Origin of the sequence: Macellibacteroides fermentans, from assembly GCF_013409575.1 — a bacterium.
Classification (GTDB): domain Bacteria; phylum Bacteroidota; class Bacteroidia; order Bacteroidales; family Tannerellaceae; genus Macellibacteroides; species Macellibacteroides fermentans.
Genome location: NZ_JACCCY010000004.1, coordinates 293196 through 319273, shown reverse-complemented (window position 1 = coordinate 319273; position 26078 = coordinate 293196). Strand labels below are relative to the sequence as shown.

The window sequence follows — 26078 nt, the reverse complement described above, 5'->3', positions numbered from 1 at the left end:
ATATGAGACCATACAATGATATAAAGATTGCCGTGGCTGGAACAGGCTATGTAGGCATGTCAATAGCAACCTTAATAGCACAACACCATCAGGTTATTGCTGTAGATGTAATACCCGAAAAGGTAAATCAAATCAACAATAAGATATCTCCTATTCAAGACGAATATATTGAAAAATATCTGGCTGAAAAAGATCTGAAACTGACGGCCACGCTTGATGGAGCTTCTGCATATAAGGATGCCGACTTTGTAATTATTGCTGCACCTACCAATTACGATCCTGTCAAAAATTTCTTTGACACCCATAATATCGAAGATGTTATTGATGTAGTACTGGAAGTTAATCCAGAGGCAACTATTGTGATAAAGAGTACGATCCCTGTAGGCTACTGCCGTAGTCTATATGTAAAGTATTTCAAGAAATTCAAACAGATGGGATACGAAAGTAGCCGAAAACTCAATCTATTGTTTTCGCCTGAATTTCTTCGTGAAAGCAAAGCGCTATATGATAATCTATATCCGAGTCGCATCATTGTTGGTTATCCTAAAATGATTGAACAGTTTGAAGAAGAAAATGAAGCTATAAATGCAATTGCAGGTAACCACTTAAAAGAGGCAGCAGAAATCTTCGCTAAACTTTTACAAGAAGGAGCAATAAAGAAAGATATTGATACGCTCTTTATGGGCACGAAAGAAGCTGAAGCTGTAAAACTATTTGCCAATACATACCTTGCTCTTCGTGTAAGCTACTTCAACGAACTCGACACCTATGCAGAGATGAAAGGCCTTGATTCCGGTCCCATCATTCAAGGGGTAGGTCTCGATCCTCGTATTGGTAATCACTACAACAATCCATCTTTCGGTTACGGAGGCTACTGTCTACCAAAAGATACCAAGCAGCTCTTAGCCAATTATCAGGACGTCCCTCAGAACATGATGTCGGCAATAGTAGAATCTAATCGTACCCGTAAAGACTACATCGCTGATGCTGTCCTTCGTATGGCTGGTTGGTACGACTACAGCACCAACAACGAATTCCGGGCAAATGCAGGTCATTGTACTATCGGTATCTTCCGCTTAACAATGAAGTCTAACTCCGACAACTTCCGTCAGAGTGCCATCCAGGGAATCATGAAGCGCATAAAGGCAAAGGGAGCAGAAGTTATTATTTACGAGCCAGCCATTCAAGACGGCGAAAGCTTCTTTGGCAGCAAGGTAATAAATGATCTCTCAAAGTTTAAAGAAATGTCGCAAGCCATTGTAGCTAATCGTTATGATGATTGCTTGAAAGACGTTGAAGAAAAAGTTTATACCAGAGATATTTTTGGGAGAGACTAACAAACTCTACTTTTCAGCCAAAGATCAAGAAATTATTTCAGTTTTTAAAGAAAAAAACTATTATAATGGCTTAAAATGCATTAGTTCAAACTTTAATAGTCTGGAGATAAGATTATTTGGCGAGTATGAAATTCTCTCTTTATAATGGCTACAAAATGATTAACACATCTGTTGTCGGCACTTCAATTTACCGAGTTGATTAATAATAATGATGGGCTGACTAAGAAAAACGTCAATCAAAAATCAAGAATAAGATAAAGTATGGAGAAGAAGAAAAAAATACTAATTGTAGGTGATTTTAGCAGCATACATCTTTACAACTACTCAAAAAATGTTCTGTGTGATTGCCATGCGGAAATATGGGGATTCAACATCGCAGGCCCAATAGATAGTATTCGCCCTCATTTTTTAGATGCATACAAACAATTGAGAATTAATATTCAAGGAGGAATAAAACTGAACGAGGGCAAATTTGTTTATATAAAAAAAACATATCAAGTTCTTTCAAGCATGGGGAAATTTGATATTTGCCATTTACACTTTGTTAGCCATTACATATGCCCTACAATCTATCTTCTTAGAAAAAACTACACTAAAATAAGTATTTCTTTCTGGGGATCTGATCTATATAGGGCAAATATTATAGTTAGAAGTCTATATCGTCCTTTAATTAAGAAAAGCAGTTCAATATCTTTTATTACCAAAGACATGCTTTCATATTTTAAAAAGTATTTCTCAAAGAAAAGTATATTGAAAAAATGTTACATATTAGATTTTGGGAATCTATTTTTTAAGTCTATAGACATAATAAAACAGTCGAACGATATTCAGCAATACTATGATGTTCTCCAACTTGATTGCAAAAAAATTACAATCACGGTAGGTTATTGTTGGAGAAAAGAAATGAGACAATATGAGGCATTAGAGTTGATTTTACCTGTATTAAATAAAAACATTGTTCAAATCGCTATACCCGCTTATGGAATCTCAGAGTATGAAAAGCTGAAGCTTAATGATTTGCTATCTTCATATGATATCAAGTATATAATTTATGATTATTTTATGGGAGAAGATGAAATACCAGTCTTAAGAAGGTTGACAGATATATTCATTCATCCTCAAACTACTGATGCTCTCTCTAATGCTATGATTGAACATATTTATGCAGGTTCTGTTGTTTTAAATGGAAAATGGCTGAATTATCAGATCCTTGATGATAATGAGGTTCACTATATAAAGTACAAAGCTCTTACTGAACTACCTGAAGTAATACAGGATACATTGCGTGATCTCGAAATGCATAAATATTTAGCTGAAAAGAATTGCAGTATAGTTAGAACATTCACATCATGGCAATATTGGGCTTCAAAATGGCTAGAATTATATAAATAAACAAATATGAACAGAGGTTTTTTAGATTTGATGTTTATAACAAATAATCCAAGTGTTGCTGTAGCTGCACAGGATTGTGGAGTAAAAAGAATTTGGGTAGACCTTGAAAACCTTGGTAAAGAAGAGCGCCAAAAAGGTATGAACACTGTCAAATCTAAGCATTCGATTAGTGATATATCTGCTTTAAAGATGGTAGTTGATAAATCTGAATTGCTTGTCAGAATTAATCCTATTAATCCCGACTCAAAGTCAGAGATAGATGAGGCAATTGAAAGAGGTGCAGATATGCTCATGCTCCCTATGTTTAAGACTATTAAAGAAGTAAGTTTATTCCTCCAATATGTTAACAATAGAGTGTATACAAACTTATTATTTGAAACTAAGGAATCTTATGAGATACAAGATAAATTGTTAGAAATGGGTGGTTTCGATGAAGCTCACATTGGTCTGAACGACATGCATCTTTCTTATGAACTTACGTTTATGTTCGAGCTTCTCCCAAATGGATTAGTTGAAGATATGTGTCATAAATTTAAATATTATGGCATCCCTTTTGGTTTTGGAGGTATTGCAAAGATAGGAGAAGGTTTACTTCCCGCTGAAAGAATTATTGCAGAACATTATCGTCTAGGTTCAACAAGAGCTATTCTTTCCCGCAGTTTCTGTGATAACCAATACGAGGATTACAATAAATGGAAATATGAGTTTCAGCTTGGTTTAAACCAGATTCGTCTTTTCGAAAATCTACTTCCTTTACTCCCTGAATCATATTTTAAAGAAAATATTGAGGAAGTAAAGAAAGGAGTTGACAAAGTGGTATCAATCATTAAAGCAAAGCGCAATGAACATTAACCGTTCAATCATCAGCAATCTTCGTAAAGAGTATGGAGATGCTTTCTATCTGTTAGATAGTGAACAGTACACTAATAACTTCATTGAACTGAGAGATACGTTTCGCAAGATTTACCCCAACTTTAACATTGCCTATTCTTATAAGACCAACTACACACCCAAACTCTGCAAGATTGTGAACAATCTTGGGGGTTATGCTGAGGTTGTCAGCGAAATGGAACTTGAGATAGCTCTTCGAGTTGGAGTGGATCCAGCACGAATCATATGGAATGGTCCGATCAAAAATCCACAGAAACTGGAAGAATTCCTTATTTCCGGTGGTACTGATAATATTGACTCTATTGAAGAACTTGACATTGTAAAGGAAATTGCGAAGAAGCATCAGAACAAGACGTTGAATCTTGGTATCCGTTGCAACTATGATGTTGGTGATGGTGTTGTGAGTCGTTTCGGCTTTGATGTTGATGGTGGGGACTTCAAGCAGGTAATTGCATTCGTTACAAGCACTCCTAACGTGCACTTCATAAACTTCCATTGCCACTTTGCACAACGTCAGATTGAATACTGGCCAGCACGTGTAAAGGGAATGGTAGAGTTAATTGACCGCCTTAGAATTATTCCTGAGCGTATTGATATTGGTGGAGGTTTGTTTGGTAAGATGGCTGATTCGCTGAAGGCACAGTTTGAATCAGAGATTCCAGAATATTATAACTACGCAGAAGTAGCTGCAACAGTGTTTGCTGAATACTTCAAGGATAAGGATGTTAAGCCTGAACTCTTGATTGAACCAGGTTCTGCTATTGTGGGGGATTGTATGAAATTCGTAGGTACTGTAAAAACCATAAAGAATATTCGTGGTAAGTGGATTGCAACGATTCTTGGAAGTCAGAAAAACATTAGCATGAATGGCATTAATCCTCCAATGGAAGTGATTGCTATGGGTAATGAACAGAAAGTATACTCGGATCTAGATATGGTTGGATTCACCTGCATTGAGGGGGATTTGATCTATAACAACTATAATGGTAAGTTAGCTCATGAAGATGCGATTGTAATCAGCAACTGTGGTAGCTATTCACTTGTTATGAAGCCACCTTTCATTCTACCTAACTTTCCTGTGCTGGACATATGTAATGAAAAGACAGAAGTAATCAAGAGAGGTGAAGTATTTAATGACCTCTTTCACACGTTCAACTTTTAATATATCTATTTAACTATGCTATATGATGTTTCAAATAGAAGAATCTGGTTTAAAGGTGAGATTCTAAATGTAAATGACGCAAAAATAAATATCCTTGCCCCTACATCCCAGTTTGGACTTAATGTATTTGAGGGTATCCCTTGTTATTGGAATGACGAGGAAAAGCTGCTGTATGCCTTTCGTTTGGATGAGCATTACGACCGCTTAATCCGTTCTGCTAAGTTGATGCAATTTGACTTGAAATATACAAAGGAAGACTTCAAAAAGGCTCTTATTGATGTGGTTAAGGCAAATGACTATAACGAGAATCTGAGTGTACGCCAGACCTTGTTTGTGGATGGTTTCGGTAGCTGGGCATCAGAGGGACCTGTTGAGATGTTTGTGGCTCCTATTCCTCGTGGAAAAACCAGTGCAGAATACAATAAGAAGGGGCTGAACTGTTGTGTAACCTCTTGGAGGCGTATCAGTGAAGAGAGCCTTAGTCCTCGTGTTAAGTGTGGTGCCAACTACATCAACAGTCGTGTAGGTCAAAGAGAAGCATTACGTAATGGTTATGACACTTGTATCTTTCTGAACGAAGTTGGAAAGGTAGCAGAAGGTCCAGGTAGTTGTTTTTTCATGGTGAAGGGTGATACATTGATTACTCCTCGTTTAACAGATAGTGTACTGGAGTCAATTACTCGTGACACCATCATTTGTTTGGCTCAGAAAGAGTTGGGATTTAATTTTGTTGAGCGCACAATCGATCGCACAGAACTTTATATGGCAGACGAAGCATTTCTTTGTGGTAGTGCAATGGAAATCTCTCCAATCTACACAATCGATCGTTATCAAATTGGGTCAGGAAATCTGGGTGAGTTAACAAAGCGACTGCATAAATCATATCTAGATTGTGTAAGTGGTAAATTAGAGAATAGAAAGAATTGGTTGACAGCAATAAAGTAAGTATTAAGAAGAATAAATCTCAGACGATTAATCATATGAGTTTAAGACACCAAATAGTAAATAGTGTTGGTTGGAATACATCTGCGGTATTTGTCAATACATTGGTGCAAGTTTTGAGGATAGCAGTCTTGGCAAGAATACTTGACGCGTCAGATTTTGGACTTGTTGCTATATCTCTTGCAGTTGTTTCATTTTGTGAAATTTTCTCGGATTTAGGTTTTACAGTTCCAATATTGCATAAGCAAGACATAACTAAAGAGCAGTATTCATCTGTTTTTTGGGTAAATAATATTATTAGTGTAGCGATTTATGCAATATTATTTGCCACAGCACCCATAATTGCCAGTATTTATGGTTCACCTGAATTAGTGTCAATTGTTAGGACATTGGGCCTTTCAATAATCATCAATTCATTTGGCAAAATATTCCAAACGATTAGAACAAAGGAATTACAGTTTAGGTTTCTGTCTATTGTTTCTATTTTTTCATCAATAATTGGCTTTTGTTTTATTTTATTATTAGCATTAAATGGCCATGGCGTCTATAGTTTAGTTTATGGAACGCTTATACAAATAACATTAAGACAAATTGTTTATTTCTTCAAAGGAATTAAATCTTCAACCATAAAATTCTACTTGAATATGGGAGAAATAAAAGACTTCTTTAAGATTGGTGGATATCAGATTTGCGCTCAATTATGTGATTTCATAGTAGCGAAAGCGGATGTTTTCATACTTGGGAAAATGGTGGGCATGGAGGAGCTTGGTTTTTACAATTTAGCAAAAGAGTTAATTCTAAAATGTTATTCTCTAATGAATTCTATATCAAGAAGTGTTATGACAGCATCTTTAGCGAAGATACAGGAAGACATAGAAAGAACAAGAAAAGTTTTTTCAGTCTATTCGGAATTGTTTGCCTATCTTGGAGGAGTAATTTTTTTATTTGTATTCATTTTTTCTTCCATGATTTCAAAAACAATGTATGGAGAAAGCTATATTGAGATAGAACCAATTCTTAAAGTTCTTTGTTTTTATGGTTTATTCTCTACTTTTATATCTCCATCGGCATCATTGACAGTTGCAAGAGGAAGAACAGATATAGTGTTAAAGTGGACTATAGTGACTGCTGTGATTAGTTTAAGTTTGACAACAGCAAGTGCAATTTTTGGATTATATGCTATTGTTTATACACAAGTATTAATTAGTATAATTTTTTTTGGACTAAATTGGAAAATGATAACAAACAAATTAATCGATGTGTCGTTTTACGATTACACGAAGCAATATATTAAGAGTATTGCAATAATGCTTACTATAATTTTGATTTGCTCATTTGATATTAGGAATATAGGGCTTCTGCTCGTTTGCTACATTATAGTTGTTATCACGATTGCTATGATTTGTATTCAAAGAGGATTTTTGAAATACTTAAAGAGATAGTAAGAATGAAAGCTAAATTAATAATCTCAAATATAGCATTTATTGTTGCTCTCTTCTTTATGATTGGTGGTGGTATATATTCAATCCCAGGTTTTATTCTTATAGCAGCATACCTTATCTTGTTGACGTTTTTTTTTACAAAATATGTAAAAAGAAGCTTTCTTAATAAGCATTCTGCTCTATTATATCTCTTTCTTTTTTACGTGTTGCTAACAAGTGGTTTCGACATTAATACATGTATTTCTCTGTTCACGACATTTTTGGCATGTATTCTCCTACCTGTAAAACAAGAGATAATTGGTAATAATGCGAAATATGTCAAAATAGAAAAACTGTTTTTCTTCATAACAATAGGTATTATGATGTATTACTGCTATAAGTCACTGTTGCTACTTAACGAGAATCCGATGGCTCTAAGATTATTAATTTCCGAGGAAAAGGATGATACAATAGTGGTCGGTGGAGGTTATGCATTGCCATATTCTATGTCTTTATTATGTCCTTTTCTTTTGTATGGATCCCAAAGGATAGGAGAAAAATTATATAAGTGTGCAATATATATAGTTATTGCAGCAGGAACTTTACTTGTATTGAGGTCACTTTACACCACAGCTCTTATGATAATTTTCTTTGGTTATTTGCTTGTTGCAATGAAAAAAATTTCTGCAAAGAATAGAGCACTTGTATTGCTATTTGGAGTTATAGTGCTATTTTCCTTTATTCAGTTATTACCGCATATAGCCAATTATTTTCTTAATCAGGATTCTAATGTAGTTGGTAGAAGATTGACAGAAATCAATAATATAATTAACAGTACTTCGGGAGGAGATGATGATGGGGATTTTACGTCAAGAATTAAATTGACTATGAGTTCCATTATGACCTTTTTAGACAATCCTATATTTGGAGTAGGTCCAAGCGTTCATTATGATTATTTCGAAATGGAAAAAATCGGGATAGGCTCACATGCGCAATGGTTTGATATTTTTGCAATCTACGGAATATTTGCATTATTACTTGTGTCATTTTTAATAAATGCAGCAAAAAAAATATCAAACAATAATTATTCTCTTATCTTATTTATAATATTGGGGTTTTTAAATCCTGTTTTCTCATTCACAATAGTATTCACAGCTTTTTATATTGCTCCTTTGTTAAATTTTTTATGGCCTGCTAACAAACATTACGATGAATAATCCTCTAGTCTCAGTAATTATCCCTACATATAAACGTCCGGATATGATATTCCGCGCTGTAAATAGCGTATTAAAGCAAACTTATGATAATATTGAAATTTTCGTAGTAGATGACAACAATCCAAAATTTCCAGAACGAGAGGCTACAGAAGAGGTGATGTCTCAATTTAAAAACAACCATAATGTTATATATTTGAAGCATGACAAAAACAGAAATGGTTCTGCAGCACGTAATACAGGTTGGCGTATTTCAAGTGGTAAATATATAACATTTCTGGATGATGATGATGAAATCTCACCCAATAAAATTCAGAAACAAGTTGAATGTTTGGAGTCCTTAGATGACTCATGGGGTGCTTGCTATACAGCATACCATACCCTTATGAAAGATGGTAGTATTCAGAGATCCACCACGAACCAAAGTGGAGATATATACCTTCGCGCTCTGATGCGTACGTTTTATGTGGGCTCTGGTTCAAATATTCTGCTTAGGAAGAAAGTGATTGATGAGATTGGGGGATATGACGAATCTTTCAAACGAAATCAAGATATTGAATTTATGACGCGAGCATTTGAAAACTACAAAGTGGCATATATAAATGAGGATTTGCTGACAATTCATTGGGAAGTTAGAACAATAAAACGAACTTATGAATTTGTTGAAGATGTAGCAACTCATTACATTTATAAAATGAAGGAAAGGATAAATCAACTTACGCCTTATGACCAACATCGTGTACTTGCTGTAATAGCCTTAGATAGAGCACGAGTTGCCTTAAAATTTAAGGAATACAAAGATTTATTTAGAATCTTAAAAGAAAACAAAGTAACTTTTGGAGAATGTTGTAAATATGTATGTTATCTTGTAAAAAGAGTCTGCACAAAGAAGTCATATGGTTTTTATCTAGATTAGAATCGTAATAATATCATTAATTCTATCTATAATTTATAATTAGTAATCAGGAATATATTTCAGTGCTTATTATTTAAGTCAAACCGAATAACTCCTGCTATAAAGCATATCACTCTAACTCATTCAAAACTAAGCAGACTTAGCAAAATGCATTAGTTAATATTCAAGGTTTAAAAGTCATATGCTTAACTTGGATTCAACAAATTGTCACTCAGAGATATATCTCGCTTTAGATTAATTACAAAATAATTTTGGCAATTAAAATTCGTATAGCAAGTAAAAAATATTTTGCCTTGAGTTAAATCATTATCATGAATAAATCACAAATGCATCATACAGCTATTTGCCTGATATATATCAGGCAAAATATACAAATAAAATAATTGACACAAATAAATAGTTTTAAATAGAAACTATCTCCATTTTTAAATAAATACAAACTGATCCAACAATGATAAAAATTATTCGTAGTACTACAGTTCCAAGTTCTTTGGATACTTTTTGTAAAGGATTATTAAAAGACCTATCTCAAGAATATGAGGTTATTGGATTATCATCTCCCGGAGAAAGTCTTGATAAAGTTGGTATTCGTGAAGGAATAAGAACTATTTCAATACCCATGGAAAGACGTATATCTCCTTTTAAAGATATTAATTCATTATTATTACTTATTAGAACATTTTATAAAGAAAAACCTTACATAGTTCACTCTATGACTCCAAAGGCCGGATTACTTTGTATGTTAGCATCTTGGGTTTGTCGTGTTCCTGTACGAATTCATACATTTACTGGATTAGTTTTTCCAACAGCAAAAGGTTTATCAAAAAAAATCCTTATGCTTACAGATTGGTTGACTTGTGCGTGTGCTACTCACATAATCCCAGAGGGAGAAGGTGTAAAAAATGATTTATTGAACCATGGAATTACAAGAAAAAATATTAAGGTATTGGGGTATGGAAACGTCAGAGGAATTGATTTAAAACATTATGATCGTTCTCCTGAAGTTATGGAAAAAGCAAATACTATTAGAAATCCAGAATCATTTTCTTTTATTTTCATTGGAAGAATCGTAAAAGACAAAGGTATTAATGAGCTAATCGAAGCTTTCTCTCGCTTATCTAAAGAAAATGATAAAATTTGGCTTATTTTAGTTGGCCCATATGAAGATGGTTTTAATCCTATATCTGATAAAACTAGACACGAAATTGAGGTTAATAATCGTATAATAACCGTAGGAAGGCAAAATGATGTTCGTCACTGGCTTGCTTCATGTGATGCATTGGTATTTCCTAGCTATCGCGAAGGGTTTCCAAATGTAGTAATAGAAGCTGGAGCTTTAGGGCTTCCATCTATTGTAACAGATATAAATGGAAGTCGGGAAATTATTCAAGAAGGTATTAATGGTGTAATCATTCCTCCTCATGATACTGATTCTCTATATTTTGCGATGAAAAGATTTACTAAAGAACCTGATTTTGTTGCAACCCTCTCTAAAAAAGCTCGCCAAATGGTTGCATCTCGATACGAACAAGGTTTTGTAAGAAAATGCTTAATTAATTTTTATAGTGAAATATTAACCAAAACTGATCAAATAAAATGTACCCATTAATCATTAAACGATTTATTGATTTTGCAATCTCGCTAATTGCACTAATAATATTATCTCCATTGCTTTTAGTTGTTAGTTTGATCCTCCTATTTGCAAACAAAGGAGCAGGAGTCATTTTTTTTCAAAGTCGCCCAGGTATGAATGAAAAGATATTTAATGTAATTAAGTTTAAATCAATGACTGAAGTACGGGACAATGAAGGAAATCTTTTACCAAATGACAAAAGAATAACTCCTGTTGGGAAGTTTATTAGAAAAACTTCTATTGATGAATTACCTCAACTTATTAATGTATTAAAAGGTGATATGAGTTTAATAGGTCCCAGACCCTTACTTATTGACTACCTACCCCTATATAGTAACGATCAGAAAAAAAGGCATAACGTTAGACCTGGAATTACGGGGTGGGCTCAAATTAATGGACGAAACGCAATAAGTTGGACACAGAAATTTGAACTGGACATCTGGTATGTAGAAAACATGTCATTTAAATTAGACATAAAGATTATTCTTTTAACTATTTTAAAAGTGATAAAGTCTGAAAACATCAATCAGACAAAAGAGGTAACAATGTATAAATTTAATGGAAAGAACTAAAATGAAAAGTATAATAATTGGTGCAGGTACATATGGAGAAGTCTATCAGGCGTACTTAACCGAAGCAGGGATTGATATCGTTGCTTTCCTAGATGACGACACCTCACTGTGGAATAAAGAAATTAATGGAATCCCTGTATTAGGTGGAATAAGTTTATTGGAATCCTTAAAAGAAACCCATGAGATTGAAGCAGTTTATTGCCCTATTGGTAATAACCCTATAAGAGTAAAATTTCTATCTTATGCAAATGATTTAGGTTACGAAACCCCTAATTTCATTCATCATTCTGCGAACATTGCTCCACACGTAACTTTGGGAAATGGAGTTTATATTTTAGCTGATTCTATAATAATGCCGTATACTCAATTAAATGATTATACTATGATAAGTATGGGAGCTAAGATTGCGCATCATTGTGTTCTGGAAGAAGGGACTTTTGTATCAACTGGAGTGAATTTTGGTGCAAATATCAATTTGAAAAAGAATAGCTTCGTTGGCATTGGTGCGACCTTAATGACTGGAGTAAAGGAGTTGGGAGAAGACTCATTAGTGGGGGCTGGATCAGTAGTAATCAGAGATGTTCCGGCAAATGCAGTGGTTGCAGGTAATCCTGCAAAAGTTATTAAGTATAAATAGCAAATTAAATACAATGAATAACAAAATTTGGCTTTCGCTTGCTCACATGTCTGGACGTGAGCAAGACTTTATAAAAGAGGCATTTGATACCAACTGGGTGGTTCCGTTGGGTCCTAATGTGGATGGGTTCGAAAAGGATCTGGAGGGGTTTGTTGGTCACGACCGTCATGTAGTGGCTTTAAGTGCCGGAACTGCGGCTTTGCATTTGGGGTTGATCCAACTGGGTGTTGGGCCGGGCGACGAGGTGATTTGTCAGTCGTTTACCTTTGCTGCGTCTGCCAATCCCATCGCGTACCAGCATGCAACGCCTGTATATATAGATAGCGAAAAGGATACCTGGAATATGGATCCGGCTCTGCTGGAAGAGGCGATTACAGATCGTCTGGCAAAGACAGGTAAACTGCCTAAGGCTATTATTCCGGTGCATTTGTATGGGATGCCGGCCAAGATGGACGAGATTATGGCGGTAGCCAATACCTATGGGATTCCGGTGCTGGAGGATGCTGCCGAGGCATTAGGTTCGGAATATAAAGGGCGCAGGTGTGGTACTTTTGGAGATTTTGGAGTTTTGTCGTTCAACGGAAATAAGATGATCACCACTTCGGGTGGGGGTGCATTGGTTTGCCGTACGCCGGAACAGGCCCAAAAGACCATGTTTTATGCTACACAGGCCCGTGATAATGCGCCGCATTACCAACACACGCACATTGGGTACAACTACCGCATGAGTAATATTTGTGCCGGTATCGGCAGGGGGCAGATGACCATCGTAGATGACCATATTGCTAAAAGACGTGCTAATCATGCCTTGTATGCCTCATTGCTAAAAGAGGTGAATGGTATTTCGCTGCTTACCAATCCTTCTGACCAGTTTAATTCAAATCACTGGCTTACCTGTATTCTGGTGGATCCCGCCGTTGCCGGATGTACCCGCGAAGATATCAGATTGCATCTGGAAAAGGAAAACATTGAAACCCGCCCATTATGGAAACCAATGCATATGCAACCGGTATTTAAGGATGCTCCTTTCTACGGAAACGGTACCGCTGCCGGTCTGTTTGATAAAGGTCTTTGCCTGCCTTCGGGTCCTACCCTTACCGAACAGGATATAAACCGGGTGGTTGTTGCAATCAAATCGCTACAATCATAATTTAATATAGAATTTATTAAAACCAATTAATTAATAAAAATAGATGTCATAGATTTTAAATTTTGAAATATATTTTTATCGGTTGACATATATTTTGCTGAATTTTCCTTTTACAAATGACTTAATGAAAAGAATTGTTCAAGAAAGACTTAATAATCTGGCCCAACTCAAATACCTGAGCCGTTGGATTGTGTTTGGAGCCGACCTGGCTACCTCCGTTACCGTATCCCTTTTTACCATCATCCTGCTTCAATATGCCATCGGCATATTTGTGGATTTAGGTGTATTTGTACGCATGGCATTCTTCTCCGGCGTAGCAAGCGTCGCTGCTTTTATGGTTTTCCGTCCCTACCGGGGAGTGGTTCGCCATTCTACGCTGCAGGAGTTGTGGCGTCTGGGCTCGGCTTCATGCGTGAAGTCGGTTTTGCTTATCACCCTGATCTACTTTTTCGGAGCTCCCAAACCTATCAAGTTCTGGATTCTCTGCTTCTTTATCGATTCGCTGGCTACCGGTGTGTTGATGTTATCGCTGCGGGTGATCCTGATAAACCTGTATAATTTCATACTTTCCACCAACAATAAGCAGCAACGGAATTTGCTTATTTATGGTACAACCCCTCAAAGTATATCTTCTGTATACCTTAACACCCAGGCTTACCTTAACATGTATAAGGCCATGGGTTACATCATTTATGGTTCGAAGGGGAAACAGATGAGCATCGGCGGATTGCCGGTTTTTTATGTTGAAGATATGACCGGGCTTGCCAGCCTGATTAAAAGAAATAACCTGGACGGGATTTTATTTACCAATCCCAAAGAGGCCAAAGAGGAACAAAACCGTTTGATCCGTCACTGCGAGAAGCTGAACCTGCGTACGTTGGTGATGCCTCCCATGGAGGATTTGGTGGATGGCGGCGTTAAACGGTCCATCCGTCCGGTTCGTATCGAGGACTTACTGGGCCGCGACGAGATTAAGATCAACCTGCAGGAGATTGCCGATAGTCTGGAGGGCAAAGTGGTGCTGGTGTCTGGTGCGGCGGGCTCCATCGGGAGCGAGATATGCCGTCAGCTGGCACGCTTCCGCATCCGCAAGCTGGTGTTGTTTGACTCGGCGGAGACGCCCATGCATAACCTTCGACTGGAACTGGAGGAGAAGTTTCCGGAACTGAAGTTCCAGCCGGTTATCGGGGATGTGCGCAGTGAATCACGGGTGAATGCAGTTTTTGAAAGATACCTTCCCCAGGTGGTATTCCATGCGGCTGCCTACAAGCATGTGCCGTTGATGGAGAGCAATCCCTGCGAGGCCATACGGGTGAATGTGCGGGGAACGCGCAACATGGCGGACCATGCCGTGAAGTACGGGGTGGAGCGGTTTGTGATGGTATCGACAGACAAGGCCGTAAATCCCACCAATGTAATGGGATGCAGCAAGCGGTTGGCCGAAATATATGTGCAGAGTCTGGCTACGGCCATCAAGAACGGTACCCATCCGGGTGTAACGAAGTTTATCACCACACGCTTTGGCAATGTGCTGGGGAGCAACGGTTCGGTGATTCCGCGCTTCCGCGAACAGATTGAGAAGGGTGGACCTATTACTGTGACCCATCCGGACATCATACGCTACTTTATGACCATCCCCGAGGCGTGCCGGCTGGTGCTGGAGGCGGGTACCATGGGCAAGGGTGGCGAGATCTTTATCTTTGAAATGGGCGAACCTGTAAAGATAGCCGACCTGGCCCGACGGATGATCGAACTGGCCGGCTTCGAGCCCGATGTGGATATCCAGATTGCTTTTACAGGTCTGCGTCCCGGTGAAAAATTATACGAAGAACTATTAAGTAACGAAGAGAATACCCTCCCTACCCCACACGAAAAAATCAGAGTAGCCAAGGTACGTGAGTACAACTACCAGGAGATTGAACCAATGATTGATTCTTTGACACAAGTAGCCCGTCAAGGTAAAGTGCTGGATACGGTAATCCAAATGAAACAAATCGTCCCGGAATTTCTCAGCCAGAATTCAGAATTTGAAAAACTGGATATAAAACAGGTATCGACTTCCAAAGTGTGTTAAATACAAGTAAATAGTTAGATAGGATATTACAAGACATCTATTTATTAATGAAGTCAAATCCTAGTAAATACCTATGGTTCTGTATTCTGTTCATAGCTAAAGAAGTGATTTAAAGTAGTCACTTATTCCTGAACTTCCTGCTTATTGAAGAGTCGATAGGATATTTATCTGATTAAACAACCAATCAAACTAATAAATAAACTGTTATAGAACATGTATAATAAGTTTGGTAGTATGGAAAACTACCGTATATTTGCAGTACGATATAAGACACGGTACTAGAGTACCTTTCTCTTATATAGTTAAGGTTTTGGTTAAAGAAGAGATATCCGGTTCGTGAGAGTCGGATATTTTGCGTTTTAAGACATAAATAATAAATCACACAATAATTCTTTCTATAATTTTGATCCGATGAAATCAAATACAAATCACATTGTTATAATGGCCGGGGGGATTGGCAGCCGGTTCTGGCCCATGAGTACGCCTGAAAGGCCTAAACAGTTTATCGATGTATTGGGGTGTGGACGTACCTTGATTCAGCTCACTGCCGATCGGTTTAAAGGGGTTTGTCCGCCGGAGCATATCTGGGTGGTTACTTCCAAGAGTTTTGCCTCGCTGGTACGCGAGCAGCTGCCCGAGATTCCGAAGGAGAATATTCTGCTGGAGCCTTGTATGCGTAATACGGCTCCGTGCATTGCGTATGTGGCCTGGAAGATTGCCATGCGGTATCCCAAAGCGAATCTGGTGGTTACGCCTGCCGACCATGTGGTGATGGATACAGTGGTATATTGCGCAGCCTAATTATTATTGGAATGCGGGTATCTTTGTATGGAACGTGCGGACGGAGAACAGATGGTTATCGATGAGTTGTTTCCCAAGTGTAAGAGTATCTCGGTTGACTATGCCATTATGGAGAAGGCCAAAGATATGTATGTGTTTCCGGCAGATTTCGGGTGGAGCGATCTGGGTACCTGGGGTTCGTTACACGAACGTACCGAAAAGGATGCGTCCAACAATGCTGCCATCGGACCAAACATCCATCTTATTGAAAGCACCAACTGCATGGTGCATACCCCCGAAAACAAGATGGTGGTAATTCAGGGCCTCGATGGCTACATCATCGCCGAAAAAGACAATACCCTGTTAATATGCAAACTCACCGAAGAACAACGCATCAAGGAGTTTTCGCAAATGGCAGCCCGTTAAGATTATATCCCACATAAACAACCAAACGAACTAATAAATAAAGTGTTATAGAACATCTAAGATAAGTTTGGTAGTCTGGAAAAGGGGCGTATATTTGCAATACGATATAAGACACGGTACTACAGTACCTTTCTCTTATATTCTAAGTTAAGGTTTTGGTTAAAATAGAGATATCCGGTTCGTGAGAGTCGGATATTTTGCTTTTAAGATGTCTATCAACTTTTTATAAAACCGCTCTGATACTTTAAAAATGAATATACTTATAACGGGAGTTCATGGATTTGTGGGCTCCAATCTGGTGAAGGCACTGTGTGCCAAACATACTGTTTACGGAGTCGATATTGTGGCGCAACACAAACCGGGACTGGCAAAGACGTATAGCTGGAATGATTTGAATGAGAATCGGATTCCGGCCATGGATGTGATTATCCACCTGGCTGCTGTTACGCCTGATGTGGCGGTTCGCTGTATCCGGAAGCCCGACTTTACCGTAAATCTTACGCTTACCCAACGGGTGTTCAATTACTTTCTGGCTTCTGATTCAAAAAAGTTTATCTTTTTCAGTTCGGTTAAGGCTGTTGCCAATTCGGTGGGCGACGAGGTGCTGGACGAGGAGGCGATTCCCTGGCCGGTGGAGGCCTTTGGAGAAACCAAGCTGAAGGAAGAAAGGTACATTATGGGAAAGTTTAATATGGATGACGAGTCGTGGAAGCGGGTGTATATTTTACGTCCCTGTTTGATTCACGGTCCGGGTAACAAGGGGTATCTTTATTTACTGTATAACATGGTTAACAAGGGGATTCCCTGGCCGTTGGGGGCGTTCGGGAACAAACGGTCGTTTACAAGCATGGACAATCTTTCGTTTATTATTGAGGGATTGGTGTCGGGCCACGTGGCTTCGGGTATTTATCATATTGGCGACGACCAGACCATTTCTACCAACGAGTTGATTGAGGTTATTTGCGAATCGCAGGGACGAAAAGCCCGGATATGGCGCTTACCAAAATATTTTATACGAAGTGTAGCGGTAATTGGCGATCTTTTCTGCCTGCCTCTTAACAGGGTTCGCTTTAAAAAGCCGACGGATACCTATGTGGTGAACAACTCGAAGATAAAAAGGGCTTTAGATATAGAATCCCTTCCTGTTAATGCCAGAAAGGGATTACTGGATACCTTTAATAGCTTTAAAGAAGAGTCAGACAAATAAGATAATTATCGTGCTAAACAAGCAATCGAACTAATAAATAAACTGTTATAGAACATGTAAAATTAGTTTGGTAGTCTGGAAAAGGGGCGTATATTTGCAGTACGATATAAGACACGGTACTACAGTACCTTTCTCTTATGTTAGTTAAGGTTTTGGTTAAAATAGAGATATCCGGTTCGTGAGAGTCGGATATTTTGCTTTTATACCCTATGGGCCTTCATTTTTAACATTTTAGTTTTATTTTTTCACATTTAAGTCTTTATTGTTTAATAATTTGATTATATTTGTCGGCGATTTCCATATCCAGTTGACATTTTTTTAGCAGCCAGTGAACCATGCATCCTAATTCTGATTTAAATTTTAATTCTAATTCCGTACCTTCCAATGAGCCAGAAGAGAACCTGGTTCATCTGATTGTTCGTTACCTGCAGGTGTTACTTATACACAAGTGGGTTTTTTTATGCGGTTTTGTGTTGGTTTTTATGGCGGTGGTGGTGTTTGCTGTGAAACAGCCCAAGTTGTACAAGTCTGATTACGAGGTATTCTACAACGAAACAGTGCACGAGTATATGTCTGAAAAGAATGTGCCGGTGGTGAAGTCGGATTTCGACAAGAATTTCTGGCTCAGCAACATGCAGAGTACGGAGATTGCCCGGCTTACCTTGCAGCGTACGGGGCTGCCGCTTACGGCCGACCAGCTGAAAGGGGCTATCAAAGTGGATATTCTGGATAAAAAGAGGGAGGACCGGGTGCCGATCTTCAAAGTGGGGATAACTTCTGCCCACCCGGCGGAGATTCCGCTGATTATGTCGGCCTACATGGAGTCGCTCAATGAGTTGCTGCTGAAGCATCAGCAGAGTAATTCGCAGCGGCTGATCGATTTTCTTACCAAACAGATTGCCGATAATAACGAGAAACTGAATGTGCTTGACAAGCAGGTGTTGTCTATGGCGGCTACCAGCTCGGGAGGGATGCTGGATGTGGACAGGTTGCAGGCGAACCTGGAGTCGTTCCGCATGGATCTGATGAAGGCGCAGATTGCGTTGAGTACCCTCAAGGCATCGCGCCAGCGTACGGAGAGTGCCCTGAAGAATCTGGACGGCACGATTGTGAACGAGTCGGCTTTCACAGAGCCGTTAAAGGTGCAGCTGATGAACCTGGAGGTGGATCTGGCACGGGCGCTGACCAAAAACCGGGAGGATCATCCTTCGGTGAAGGCGATACGCAGTAATATAAAGCAGCTCAACGTGATGTTGCGGGATAGTCTGGAGAACCGGATGCAGATTAAGAGCCTGATGGAGAATCCGCTGAAGACGCAGCTGATGAGCAAGTTGATGGAGCTGCAGATTGCGGAGGTGAGTGAAGAGACGCACGTGGCTTCGCTGGAAAGGGTGATTGGGGATCTGGAGCATAGGACGTTGCCGGATGCCAACGATGAGAATCAGCAGCAGGTGTTGCGCAACCGCGAGATGGTGTTTATGACGATCAAGCAGCTGAACCTGAATTTGATTGAGGCGCAGAGTGCTTCGTCGGGCAGTTTGAGCCGTTTTGTAATGGTGGACGAGCCGGATGTGCCTGCCCTGCCTGCCAACAAGGGGATTGTCTTTTTTATTGCCGTGGGGTTGATGGCGGGGCTGGCCGTGGCCGCTGGGTTGGTCTTCTTGTATGATATGCTGGATAACCGGCTGATGGTGACGGGGGATTTTGAGTGTTTCTATACGTGGCCTGTGCTGGGGTCGTTCGGGCACCGAAAACCGGATGCCTTTGGCGACCGGGGACTGAAGGAGCCGGCTGCCGGTGGGTATGCGGGTTGGAGCGACTTGAGCAGTGTGGTGGTGAACCTGAGGCAGGCCATAAAATATAAGGATAAAAGGGTGTTGGCCGTATGCAGTTCGGTACGCCAGGAGGGCAAGTCGCTGATAAGCCTGGAGCTGGCACGGGCGCTGGCCTACAAGAAGTTGCGGGTGCTGCTGGTGGATATGGATTTTTTTGCGCCTAAGCTGAGCGGGATGTTGCAGCGTACGGACAGCCGGGGACTGAGTGATTTGCTTGCCGGAGGTTGTAATCTGGAGGGGGTGCTGCAGGAAACGCGGGTGCCTTCGCTTTGGTTTACAGCGGCGGGTACCGTAAAGGAGCGCAGGGATTTGTTGTATGATGATCCGGCGCTGACTGCCTTCCTGCAGGAGGTGCGCCAACGGTTCGACGTGGTGATTGTGGACACGCCGGCGGCGTTGTTCGTGCCCGAGGTGGTGGGTGTTATGGAGCACATGGACGGGATTATCCTGATGGTGCGCCTGGAGGTTACCTCGCGGGTGGCGCTGGATAAGCTGAAGGGGTTGCTGCAGTCGCACAACCTGCCGGTGCTGGGGGCCATCATCAACGGGGTGAAAGGGAATGTGCTGAACAAATATACGGGATATCATGCCGAAAGGTACCGCTATTATCCCGATGGGGAGGCGGACGGGGCTTCCGGTGCGTTGGTGCCGGAGATGCAGCCGGTGCGGGTACCGCTTTTCCGGAAATTCCGTCTCCGGAAATGGATGTATTTCTTCCTTGCCTTCCAGGCGTTGGCCATTGCCGGCTGGCTGGGATATGTTACGGCAGGTAAAAGGTTTACCGCCCGGCAGACGGAGGTGGTTCCGGAGGTTCGGGTGCCGGCGCCTGCCGCTGTTCCTGATACGGCTTTGGTTGCCGGTACTTTGAATGCCGATAGTGTTGCCCCTCAGTGGCTGGATACAGTGGTGGTGGAAGCGGGAACCCGACTTACCTTGCTGTCTCTTTCGTACTATGGGGATAAGGTATTCTGGGTGTATGTGTATATAGCCAACCGGGATGTGATAAAGGATCCCAACCGGGTGCCTGCGGGTGCTTCGCTGCGGATTCCGATGCCGGACCGATACCGGATTGATGCGGCCGATAAGGAGTCGGTCGCCCGTGCTGCCAAACTTCAGCGGGAGATTCTGGCGGGTAACTTCGAGGGGGTGGATGCGTTGGATAAATTGGCTGCTAACGGATGAAGGGGATGCCTGCTAGCAACGGGGTTTCTCCCAAGGTGTTCCGCCGCAGGAAGATTGCCTTTTGGGTGGTGCTGGGTGTACTGGTGCTGACGGGGCTGGTGTACTGGGTGGTGCTGCCTTTGTTTGCGGACAACCGTGAGAGGGTGGCGATCCGGGTGGCGGTATGCGGTGCGGTGAATCGTCCGGCGGTGTATTCCATGGAGCGGGGTTCCGACCTGGGGATGCTGATCCGCAGGGCCGGGGGACTCAAGCCCGGTGCAGATTTCTTTAGGGTGGATGCGGAACGGACGGTGCGCAATGATTCGGTATATATAATTCCCTTTCGGGGCAATGGCGGAGCCGCAGTACGGTTGCCGGTGGTGCCGGAGGGGTTGATGAATAAGGAGGTGGCCTTGGCGGGCGACTCGCTCTTCCTTGGGAAGGAGGACCGGGAGCTGCAGCATGTTTCTATTTTATATGTGGGGTTGCCTGCTGTATATGTGTTGATAACTTTCTATCCGGAGCTCAACCGGATTCAGTGTACCCATATTCCCTTCAGTACCCGTTTCCTTGCAGAGGATTACCGACTGATGGATCTGTTCTTTACCTTGGATATTCGTCCTACGCTCCGTGTCGTAGAGGCTTCCCTCAATCAGAAAATAGATTATTTCCTGATACAGGACCGCTCCCGGTTTATCAGTCTGATTGACCGGCTGGGGGGTGTTGACTGTAACCTGGACGGTACCTATGCCCAGGGGGTTGGGGTGAAGCCGGGAAAAGGCAGGTTGGATGGCTTCGGGGCCTGGGAGTTTATACGGTTTCTGGACAGGCAGGATGCCAGGGGGTTGGATGTACGGGGACTGGAAGTGGCTTACGATGCCAGACGGCACCGCCAGCAGGGTATGTTGCGTGCCATGCGCAGTGCTTTCGGCCAACTGGATACGGAGGATCAGCTGAAGTTGATAGCCCGTATCGGGGAGCTCTTCCAGACCAACATGGACCGGAAGTTTGTGTTGTCTCTGTACCGGAATATGCTTGCCGTGCCCGAATTATCCTTCGGTACGTTGCCGGGGTATTACAGTGCGGAGGGGGACCGGTTGTTCTTTTATCCGGATATTCCGGGGTACCGGTCGCTGCTTAAACGGGAGATCCGCTCGTATCTGGTGGCTCCCGGAAACAGGAAGCAACGGGTGTATTAGGGTTTGATTGGAGTCTAACAAAATAAATGTGCTATATGAATGTGAGGTGTGTTGCGGGTTTGGTACTTTGGTGTCTGTTCTTGGTTGTTAATTCGGCAACAGGGCAGAACGGGAGTTATGTGATTAACCGGGGGGATGTGCTGGATATCGTTGTGATGGAGCATCCGGAGTTTTCGTTGAGCGGCATTACGGTGCTGCCCGACGGGTATATCCAGTATCCGGGGATCGGTGGTATAAAGGCGGCGGGGATGAGCAGCGAAGCGCTTACCGCATCGGTGGAAAAGAGCGTGGAGAAGTATGTGGTGAATCCGGTGGTGTCTATCTACATCCGCAAGATTCAGAACCAGATGCTGAATGTGTTGGGGTATGTAAACAAGCCGGGACAGTTTCAGGTTTTCGAGGGGGTGGACCTGCTTTCGGCCCTGAGCATGGCGGGTGGCATCAAGAATATAAAGAAGGGGAAACAGATTGTGATTGTACGGGCGGATCAGTCCATGGAGGAGATCCGGCTGAAGGATTACATGAACCCGAAGCACCGGGTACAGAAACTGCCGGTGCTATACGCCGGTGATACCGTTTACGTAAAGGAGCCTGCAGACATCAACTGGTCTAAGTTTTCATTCTTCTCAACCATGCTGATGGCCATTGCTACGATACTGAATATTATGCGGTAATGAAATCAGAATATCGTCACGAATATATACATATTGACGATAATCAGGTTGAATTACATTAAAATATGTTATAGAACATATAAAATATATTTGGTGGTTAAAAAAAGTGCCTTATATTTGCAATACGATATAAGACACGGTACTACGGTGCCTTTCTCTTATATTTAAGTTAAGGTTTTGGTTAAAAAAAAGGTATCCGGTTCGTGAGAATCGGATATTTTGCTTTTATACCCAATAATAATTTTTTAGTCGCAGGAATTGTCATAACTTTGCCGAGTGAATCTATTTAATTCTGTAAATTGTAATTGCTGGTTTTCCCATTTTACGAAAGACTTAATGAAAAGAATTGTTCAAGAAAGACTTAATAATCTGGCCCAACTCAAATACCTGAGCCGTTGGATTGTATTTGGTGCCGACCTGGCGACCTCCGTTACTGTATCCCTTTTTACCATCATCCTGCTTCAGTATGCCATCGGCATTCATGTAGATTTAGGTGTATTTGTACGCATGGCATTCTTCTCCGGCGTAGCAAGCGTCGCAGCTTTTCTGGTTTTCCGTCCCTACCGGGGGGTGGTTCGCCATTCTACGCTGCAGGAGTTGTGGCGTCTGGGGTCGGCTTCCTTCGTTAAGTCGGTTTTGCTTATCATCCTGATCTACTTTTTCGGGGATCCCAAGCCTATCAAATTCTTGATTCTCTGCTTCTTTATTGATTCGCTGGCTACCGGAGGTTTGATGCTGTCGCTGCGGGTGATCCTGATAAACTTGTATAATTTCATTCTTTCCACCAACAATAAGCAGCAACGGAATTTGCTTATTTATGGCACCACCCCTCAGAGCATATCGTCTGTATACCTGAACACCCAGGCTTACCTTAACATGTATAAGGTAATGGGGTATATTATTTATGGTTCAAAAGGGAAACAGATGAGCATCGGTGGACTGCCGGTTTATTATGTGGAAGACAAGACCGGGCTTGCCAGCCTGATTAAAAGAAATAACCTGGACGGGATATTGTTTACCAATCCCAAAGAGGCCAAAGAGGAACAGAACCGTTTGATCCGTCACTGCGAGAAGCTGAACCTGCGTACGTTGGTGATGCCTCCCATGGAGGATTTGGTGGATGGCGGCGTTAAACGGTCCATCCGTCCGGTTCGTATCGAGGACTTACTGGGCCGCGACGAGATTAAGATCAACCTGCAGGAGATTGCCGATAGTCTGGAGGGCAAAGTGGTGCTGGTGTCTGGTGCGGCGGGCTCCATCGGGAGCGAGATCTGCCGGCAGCTGGCACGCTTCCGCATCCGCAAGCTGGTGTTGTTTGACTCGGCGGAGACGCCCATGCATAACTTACGTCTTGAATTGGAAGAGAAGTTTCCGGAACTGAAGTTCCAGCCGGTTATCGGGGATGTGCGCAGTGAATCACGGGTGAATGCAGTTTTTGAAAGATACCTTCCTCAGGTGGTATTCCATGCGGCAGCCTACAAGCATGTGCCGTTGATGGAGAGCAATCCCTGCGAGGCCATACGGGTGAATGTGCGGGGTACGCGCAACATGGCGGACCATGCCGTGAAGTACGGGGTGGAACGGTTTGTGATGGTATCGACGGACAAGGCCGTGAATCCCACCAATGTGATGGGCTGCAGCAAGCGGTTGGCCGAAATATATGTGCAGAGTCTGGCTACGGCCATCAAGAACGGTACCCATCCGGGTGTAACGAAGTTTATCACCACGCGCTTTGGCAATGTGCTGGGGAGCAACGGTTCGGTGATTCCGCGCTTCCGCGAACAGATTGAGAAGGGTGGACCCATTACGGTGACTCATCCGGACATCATACGCTACTTTATGACCATCCCCGAGGCGTGCCGGCTGGTGCTGGAGGCGGGTACCATGGGCAAGGGTGGCGAGATCTTTATCTTTGAGATGGGCGAACCTGTAAAGATAGCCGACCTGGCCCGACGGATGATCGAACTGGCCGGCTTCGAGCCCGATGTGGATATACAGATTTCTTATACAGGTCTGCGTCCCGGCGAAAAATTATACGAAGAACTGTTGAGTAACGAAGAGAATACCCTCCCTACCCCACACGAAAAAATCAGGGTAGCTAAAGTACGTGAGTATAACTACCAGGAGATTGAACCCCGGATTGATTCGTTAACGCAAGTGGCCCGTCAAGGCCTGGTGCTTGATACGGTACTGCAGATGAAGCAGATCGTTCCGGAGTTTATCAGTCAGAATTCCGAATTCGAAAAGCTGGATATTAAGCAGCCTGTATCACGCTGATTCATAAATTATCTAAAATATCCTTTTTTGTCGGCTTTTTATAAGGTCGGCAAAAAAAATTATCGCACCTTTGCAGCTTTATTTATCTAAATCTAATCTATTAAGGATAAACAGTATGTTTATTTTATCTAAACAACTGTTACATTTTTAAAAAGAGAGTTAAACTAAGCTAATTTGATTTTTAACCATGGAGTGGAATTTAATTTACAAGATTTTTGGTTTATTATTTTTCTCGGAGCTTGCCTACTTTAAAGTGGCCGACCGACTTAATATTATCGACAAACCTAACAAGCGTAGCTCTCACGAACGTATTACGTTATTGGGGGGTGGTGTTGTATTTTACTTTGGTGTACTTTTGTATAGCATCTGGTTTAATGTGCCCTATCATTGGTACTTCGCAGGACTGACTCTCATTGCAGGAATCAGCTTTCTGGACGATATCAGACCTATCCCGAGCAAGATACGTCTTGTGTTTCATTTTGCAGCTATGATGCTGATGTTTCAGGAATGGGGGCTGTTTTCGGGCACTCCGTTATGGTATATCCTTGCCGGATTGATTTTCTGCACGGGTATTATCAATGCCTATAACTTTATGGATGGAATTAATGGGCTTACAGGGGTTTACAGCTTTGTAATTATCCTGGTGCTCGAATATATAAACACGCAGATCGTACACTTTATCGACTCTGCTTACCTGGGTACGGTGCTGATTTCGCTGGCCGTATTCATATTTTTTAACTTCCGCAAGAATGCCAAATGTTTTGCCGGAGATGTGGGTTCTGTAGGTATTGCCTTTATTATTTTGTTTGCCCTGGGTAAACTGATTCTGGTTACCAAAGATCCCAGCTACCTGATTGTTCTTGCCGTTTACGGAGTCGATACGATTCTGACTATTGTGCATAGGATTATGCTGAAAGAGAATATACTTGAAGCGCACCGCAAACATGCCTATCAATTGATGGCTAACGAGCTGAAGATGCCCCACGTTCTGGTATCTTCCATCTATGCGGCGGTTCAGGCTCTGATTATAGCTGGTTATTTTATATTTACGGATTTCCGCTGGCTCTATTTTGCCTGTGTAATAGCCGTACTTAGTATAGCCTACGTAATCTTCATGCGCAAATATTTCAAAATCCATGTAAAAGCAATGGAAGCTAAGCAAAGCCACTCTTAAAAGA

The 26078-nt window shown here is 41.5% G+C and carries 19 protein-coding genes and 1 pseudogene; all 20 read left to right on the top strand.

Annotated elements, in window-relative coordinates:
• Positions 1 to 2 precede the first annotated feature (2 nt).
• Positions 3 to 1337, top strand: a complete 1335-nt coding sequence (locus F5613_RS14235) for a nucleotide sugar dehydrogenase (protein WP_218858939.1) — start codon at positions 3 to 5, stop codon at positions 1335 to 1337.
• A gap of 261 nt (positions 1338 to 1598) precedes the next feature.
• On the top strand, positions 1599 to 2729 hold the full coding sequence (locus F5613_RS14230) for a glycosyltransferase family protein (protein ID WP_179400237.1): 1131 nt from the start codon (positions 1599 to 1601) through the stop codon (positions 2727 to 2729).
• Between the two features lie 6 nt (positions 2730 to 2735).
• The gene (locus tag F5613_RS14225) at positions 2736 to 3581 is read left to right on the top strand and encodes an aldolase (RefSeq protein ID WP_179400236.1); all 846 of its coding nucleotides are present in this window, start codon (positions 2736 to 2738) and stop codon (positions 3579 to 3581) included.
• Positions 3571 to 4782, top strand: a complete 1212-nt coding sequence (locus tag F5613_RS14220) for a type III PLP-dependent enzyme domain-containing protein (protein WP_179400235.1) — start codon at positions 3571 to 3573, stop codon at positions 4780 to 4782. Before F5613_RS14225 ends, F5613_RS14220 begins: the two co-directional genes overlap by 11 nt.
• Positions 4783 to 4797: 15 nt before the next feature.
• Positions 4798 to 5727 carry a branched-chain amino acid transaminase gene (locus tag F5613_RS14215; protein ID WP_179400234.1) on the top strand — a complete coding sequence of 310 codons (930 nt, stop codon included), beginning with the start codon at positions 4798 to 4800 and terminating at the stop codon, positions 5725 to 5727.
• A 35-nt stretch (positions 5728 to 5762) separates the two neighbouring features.
• Entirely contained in the window at positions 5763 to 7166 is a 1404-nt protein-coding gene (locus F5613_RS14210) for a lipopolysaccharide biosynthesis protein (RefSeq protein WP_179400233.1), read from the top strand.
• Between the two features lie 5 nt (positions 7167 to 7171).
• Positions 7172 to 8362, top strand: a complete 1191-nt coding sequence (locus F5613_RS14205; RefSeq protein ID WP_179400232.1) for an O-antigen ligase family protein — start codon at positions 7172 to 7174, stop codon at positions 8360 to 8362.
• Positions 8355 to 9275: a glycosyltransferase family 2 protein gene (locus F5613_RS14200; protein WP_179400231.1), complete on the top strand. Its 921-nt coding sequence runs from the start codon at positions 8355 to 8357 to the stop codon at positions 9273 to 9275. Before F5613_RS14205 ends, F5613_RS14200 begins: the two co-directional genes overlap by 8 nt.
• Positions 9276 to 9726: 451 nt before the next feature.
• A complete protein-coding gene (locus F5613_RS14195; protein ID WP_179400230.1) occupies positions 9727 to 10884 on the top strand; it encodes a glycosyltransferase family 4 protein in 1158 nt (385 codons plus the stop codon).
• Positions 10872 to 11480: a sugar transferase gene (locus F5613_RS14190; protein WP_179400229.1), complete on the top strand. Its 609-nt coding sequence runs from the start codon at positions 10872 to 10874 to the stop codon at positions 11478 to 11480. Before F5613_RS14195 ends, F5613_RS14190 begins: the two co-directional genes overlap by 13 nt.
• Positions 11467 to 12117: an acetyltransferase gene (locus tag F5613_RS14185; RefSeq protein ID WP_246303423.1), complete on the top strand. Its 651-nt coding sequence runs from the start codon at positions 11467 to 11469 to the stop codon at positions 12115 to 12117. The genes F5613_RS14190 and F5613_RS14185 overlap by 14 nt, the downstream gene beginning before the upstream one ends.
• A gap of 13 nt (positions 12118 to 12130) precedes the next feature.
• The gene (locus F5613_RS14180; protein WP_179400228.1) at positions 12131 to 13267 is read left to right on the top strand and encodes a DegT/DnrJ/EryC1/StrS family aminotransferase; all 1137 of its coding nucleotides are present in this window, start codon (positions 12131 to 12133) and stop codon (positions 13265 to 13267) included.
• Positions 13268 to 13391: 124 nt separating this feature from the next.
• Positions 13392 to 15341, top strand: coding sequence for a polysaccharide biosynthesis protein (locus tag F5613_RS14175; RefSeq protein ID WP_179400227.1), 1950 nt, complete (start codon positions 13392 to 13394; stop codon positions 15339 to 15341).
• Positions 15342 to 15752: 411 nt separating this feature from the next.
• A pseudogene (locus tag F5613_RS14170) lies at positions 15753 to 16547 on the top strand (mannose-1-phosphate guanylyltransferase).
• Between the two features lie 250 nt (positions 16548 to 16797).
• On the top strand, positions 16798 to 17754 hold the full coding sequence (locus F5613_RS14165) for an NAD-dependent epimerase/dehydratase family protein (RefSeq protein ID WP_179400226.1): 957 nt from the start codon (positions 16798 to 16800) through the stop codon (positions 17752 to 17754).
• 335 nt (positions 17755 to 18089) lie between these two features.
• Positions 18090 to 20771 carry an AAA family ATPase gene (locus tag F5613_RS14160; protein WP_179400225.1) on the top strand — a complete coding sequence of 894 codons (2682 nt, stop codon included), beginning with the start codon at positions 18090 to 18092 and terminating at the stop codon, positions 20769 to 20771.
• A gap of 5 nt (positions 20772 to 20776) precedes the next feature.
• A complete protein-coding gene (locus F5613_RS14155; protein ID WP_179400224.1) occupies positions 20777 to 21949 on the top strand; it encodes an LCP family glycopolymer transferase in 1173 nt (390 codons plus the stop codon).
• Positions 21950 to 21984: 35 nt separating this feature from the next.
• Positions 21985 to 22623 carry a polysaccharide biosynthesis/export family protein gene (locus tag F5613_RS14150; protein WP_179400223.1) on the top strand — a complete coding sequence of 213 codons (639 nt, stop codon included), beginning with the start codon at positions 21985 to 21987 and terminating at the stop codon, positions 22621 to 22623.
• A 336-nt stretch (positions 22624 to 22959) separates the two neighbouring features.
• On the top strand, positions 22960 to 24900 hold the full coding sequence (locus F5613_RS14145) for a polysaccharide biosynthesis protein (protein WP_179400222.1): 1941 nt from the start codon (positions 22960 to 22962) through the stop codon (positions 24898 to 24900).
• 187 nt (positions 24901 to 25087) lie between these two features.
• On the top strand, positions 25088 to 26074 hold the full coding sequence (locus F5613_RS14140) for an MraY family glycosyltransferase (RefSeq protein WP_068179135.1): 987 nt from the start codon (positions 25088 to 25090) through the stop codon (positions 26072 to 26074).
• The last annotated feature ends 4 nt before the right edge of the window (positions 26075 to 26078 follow it).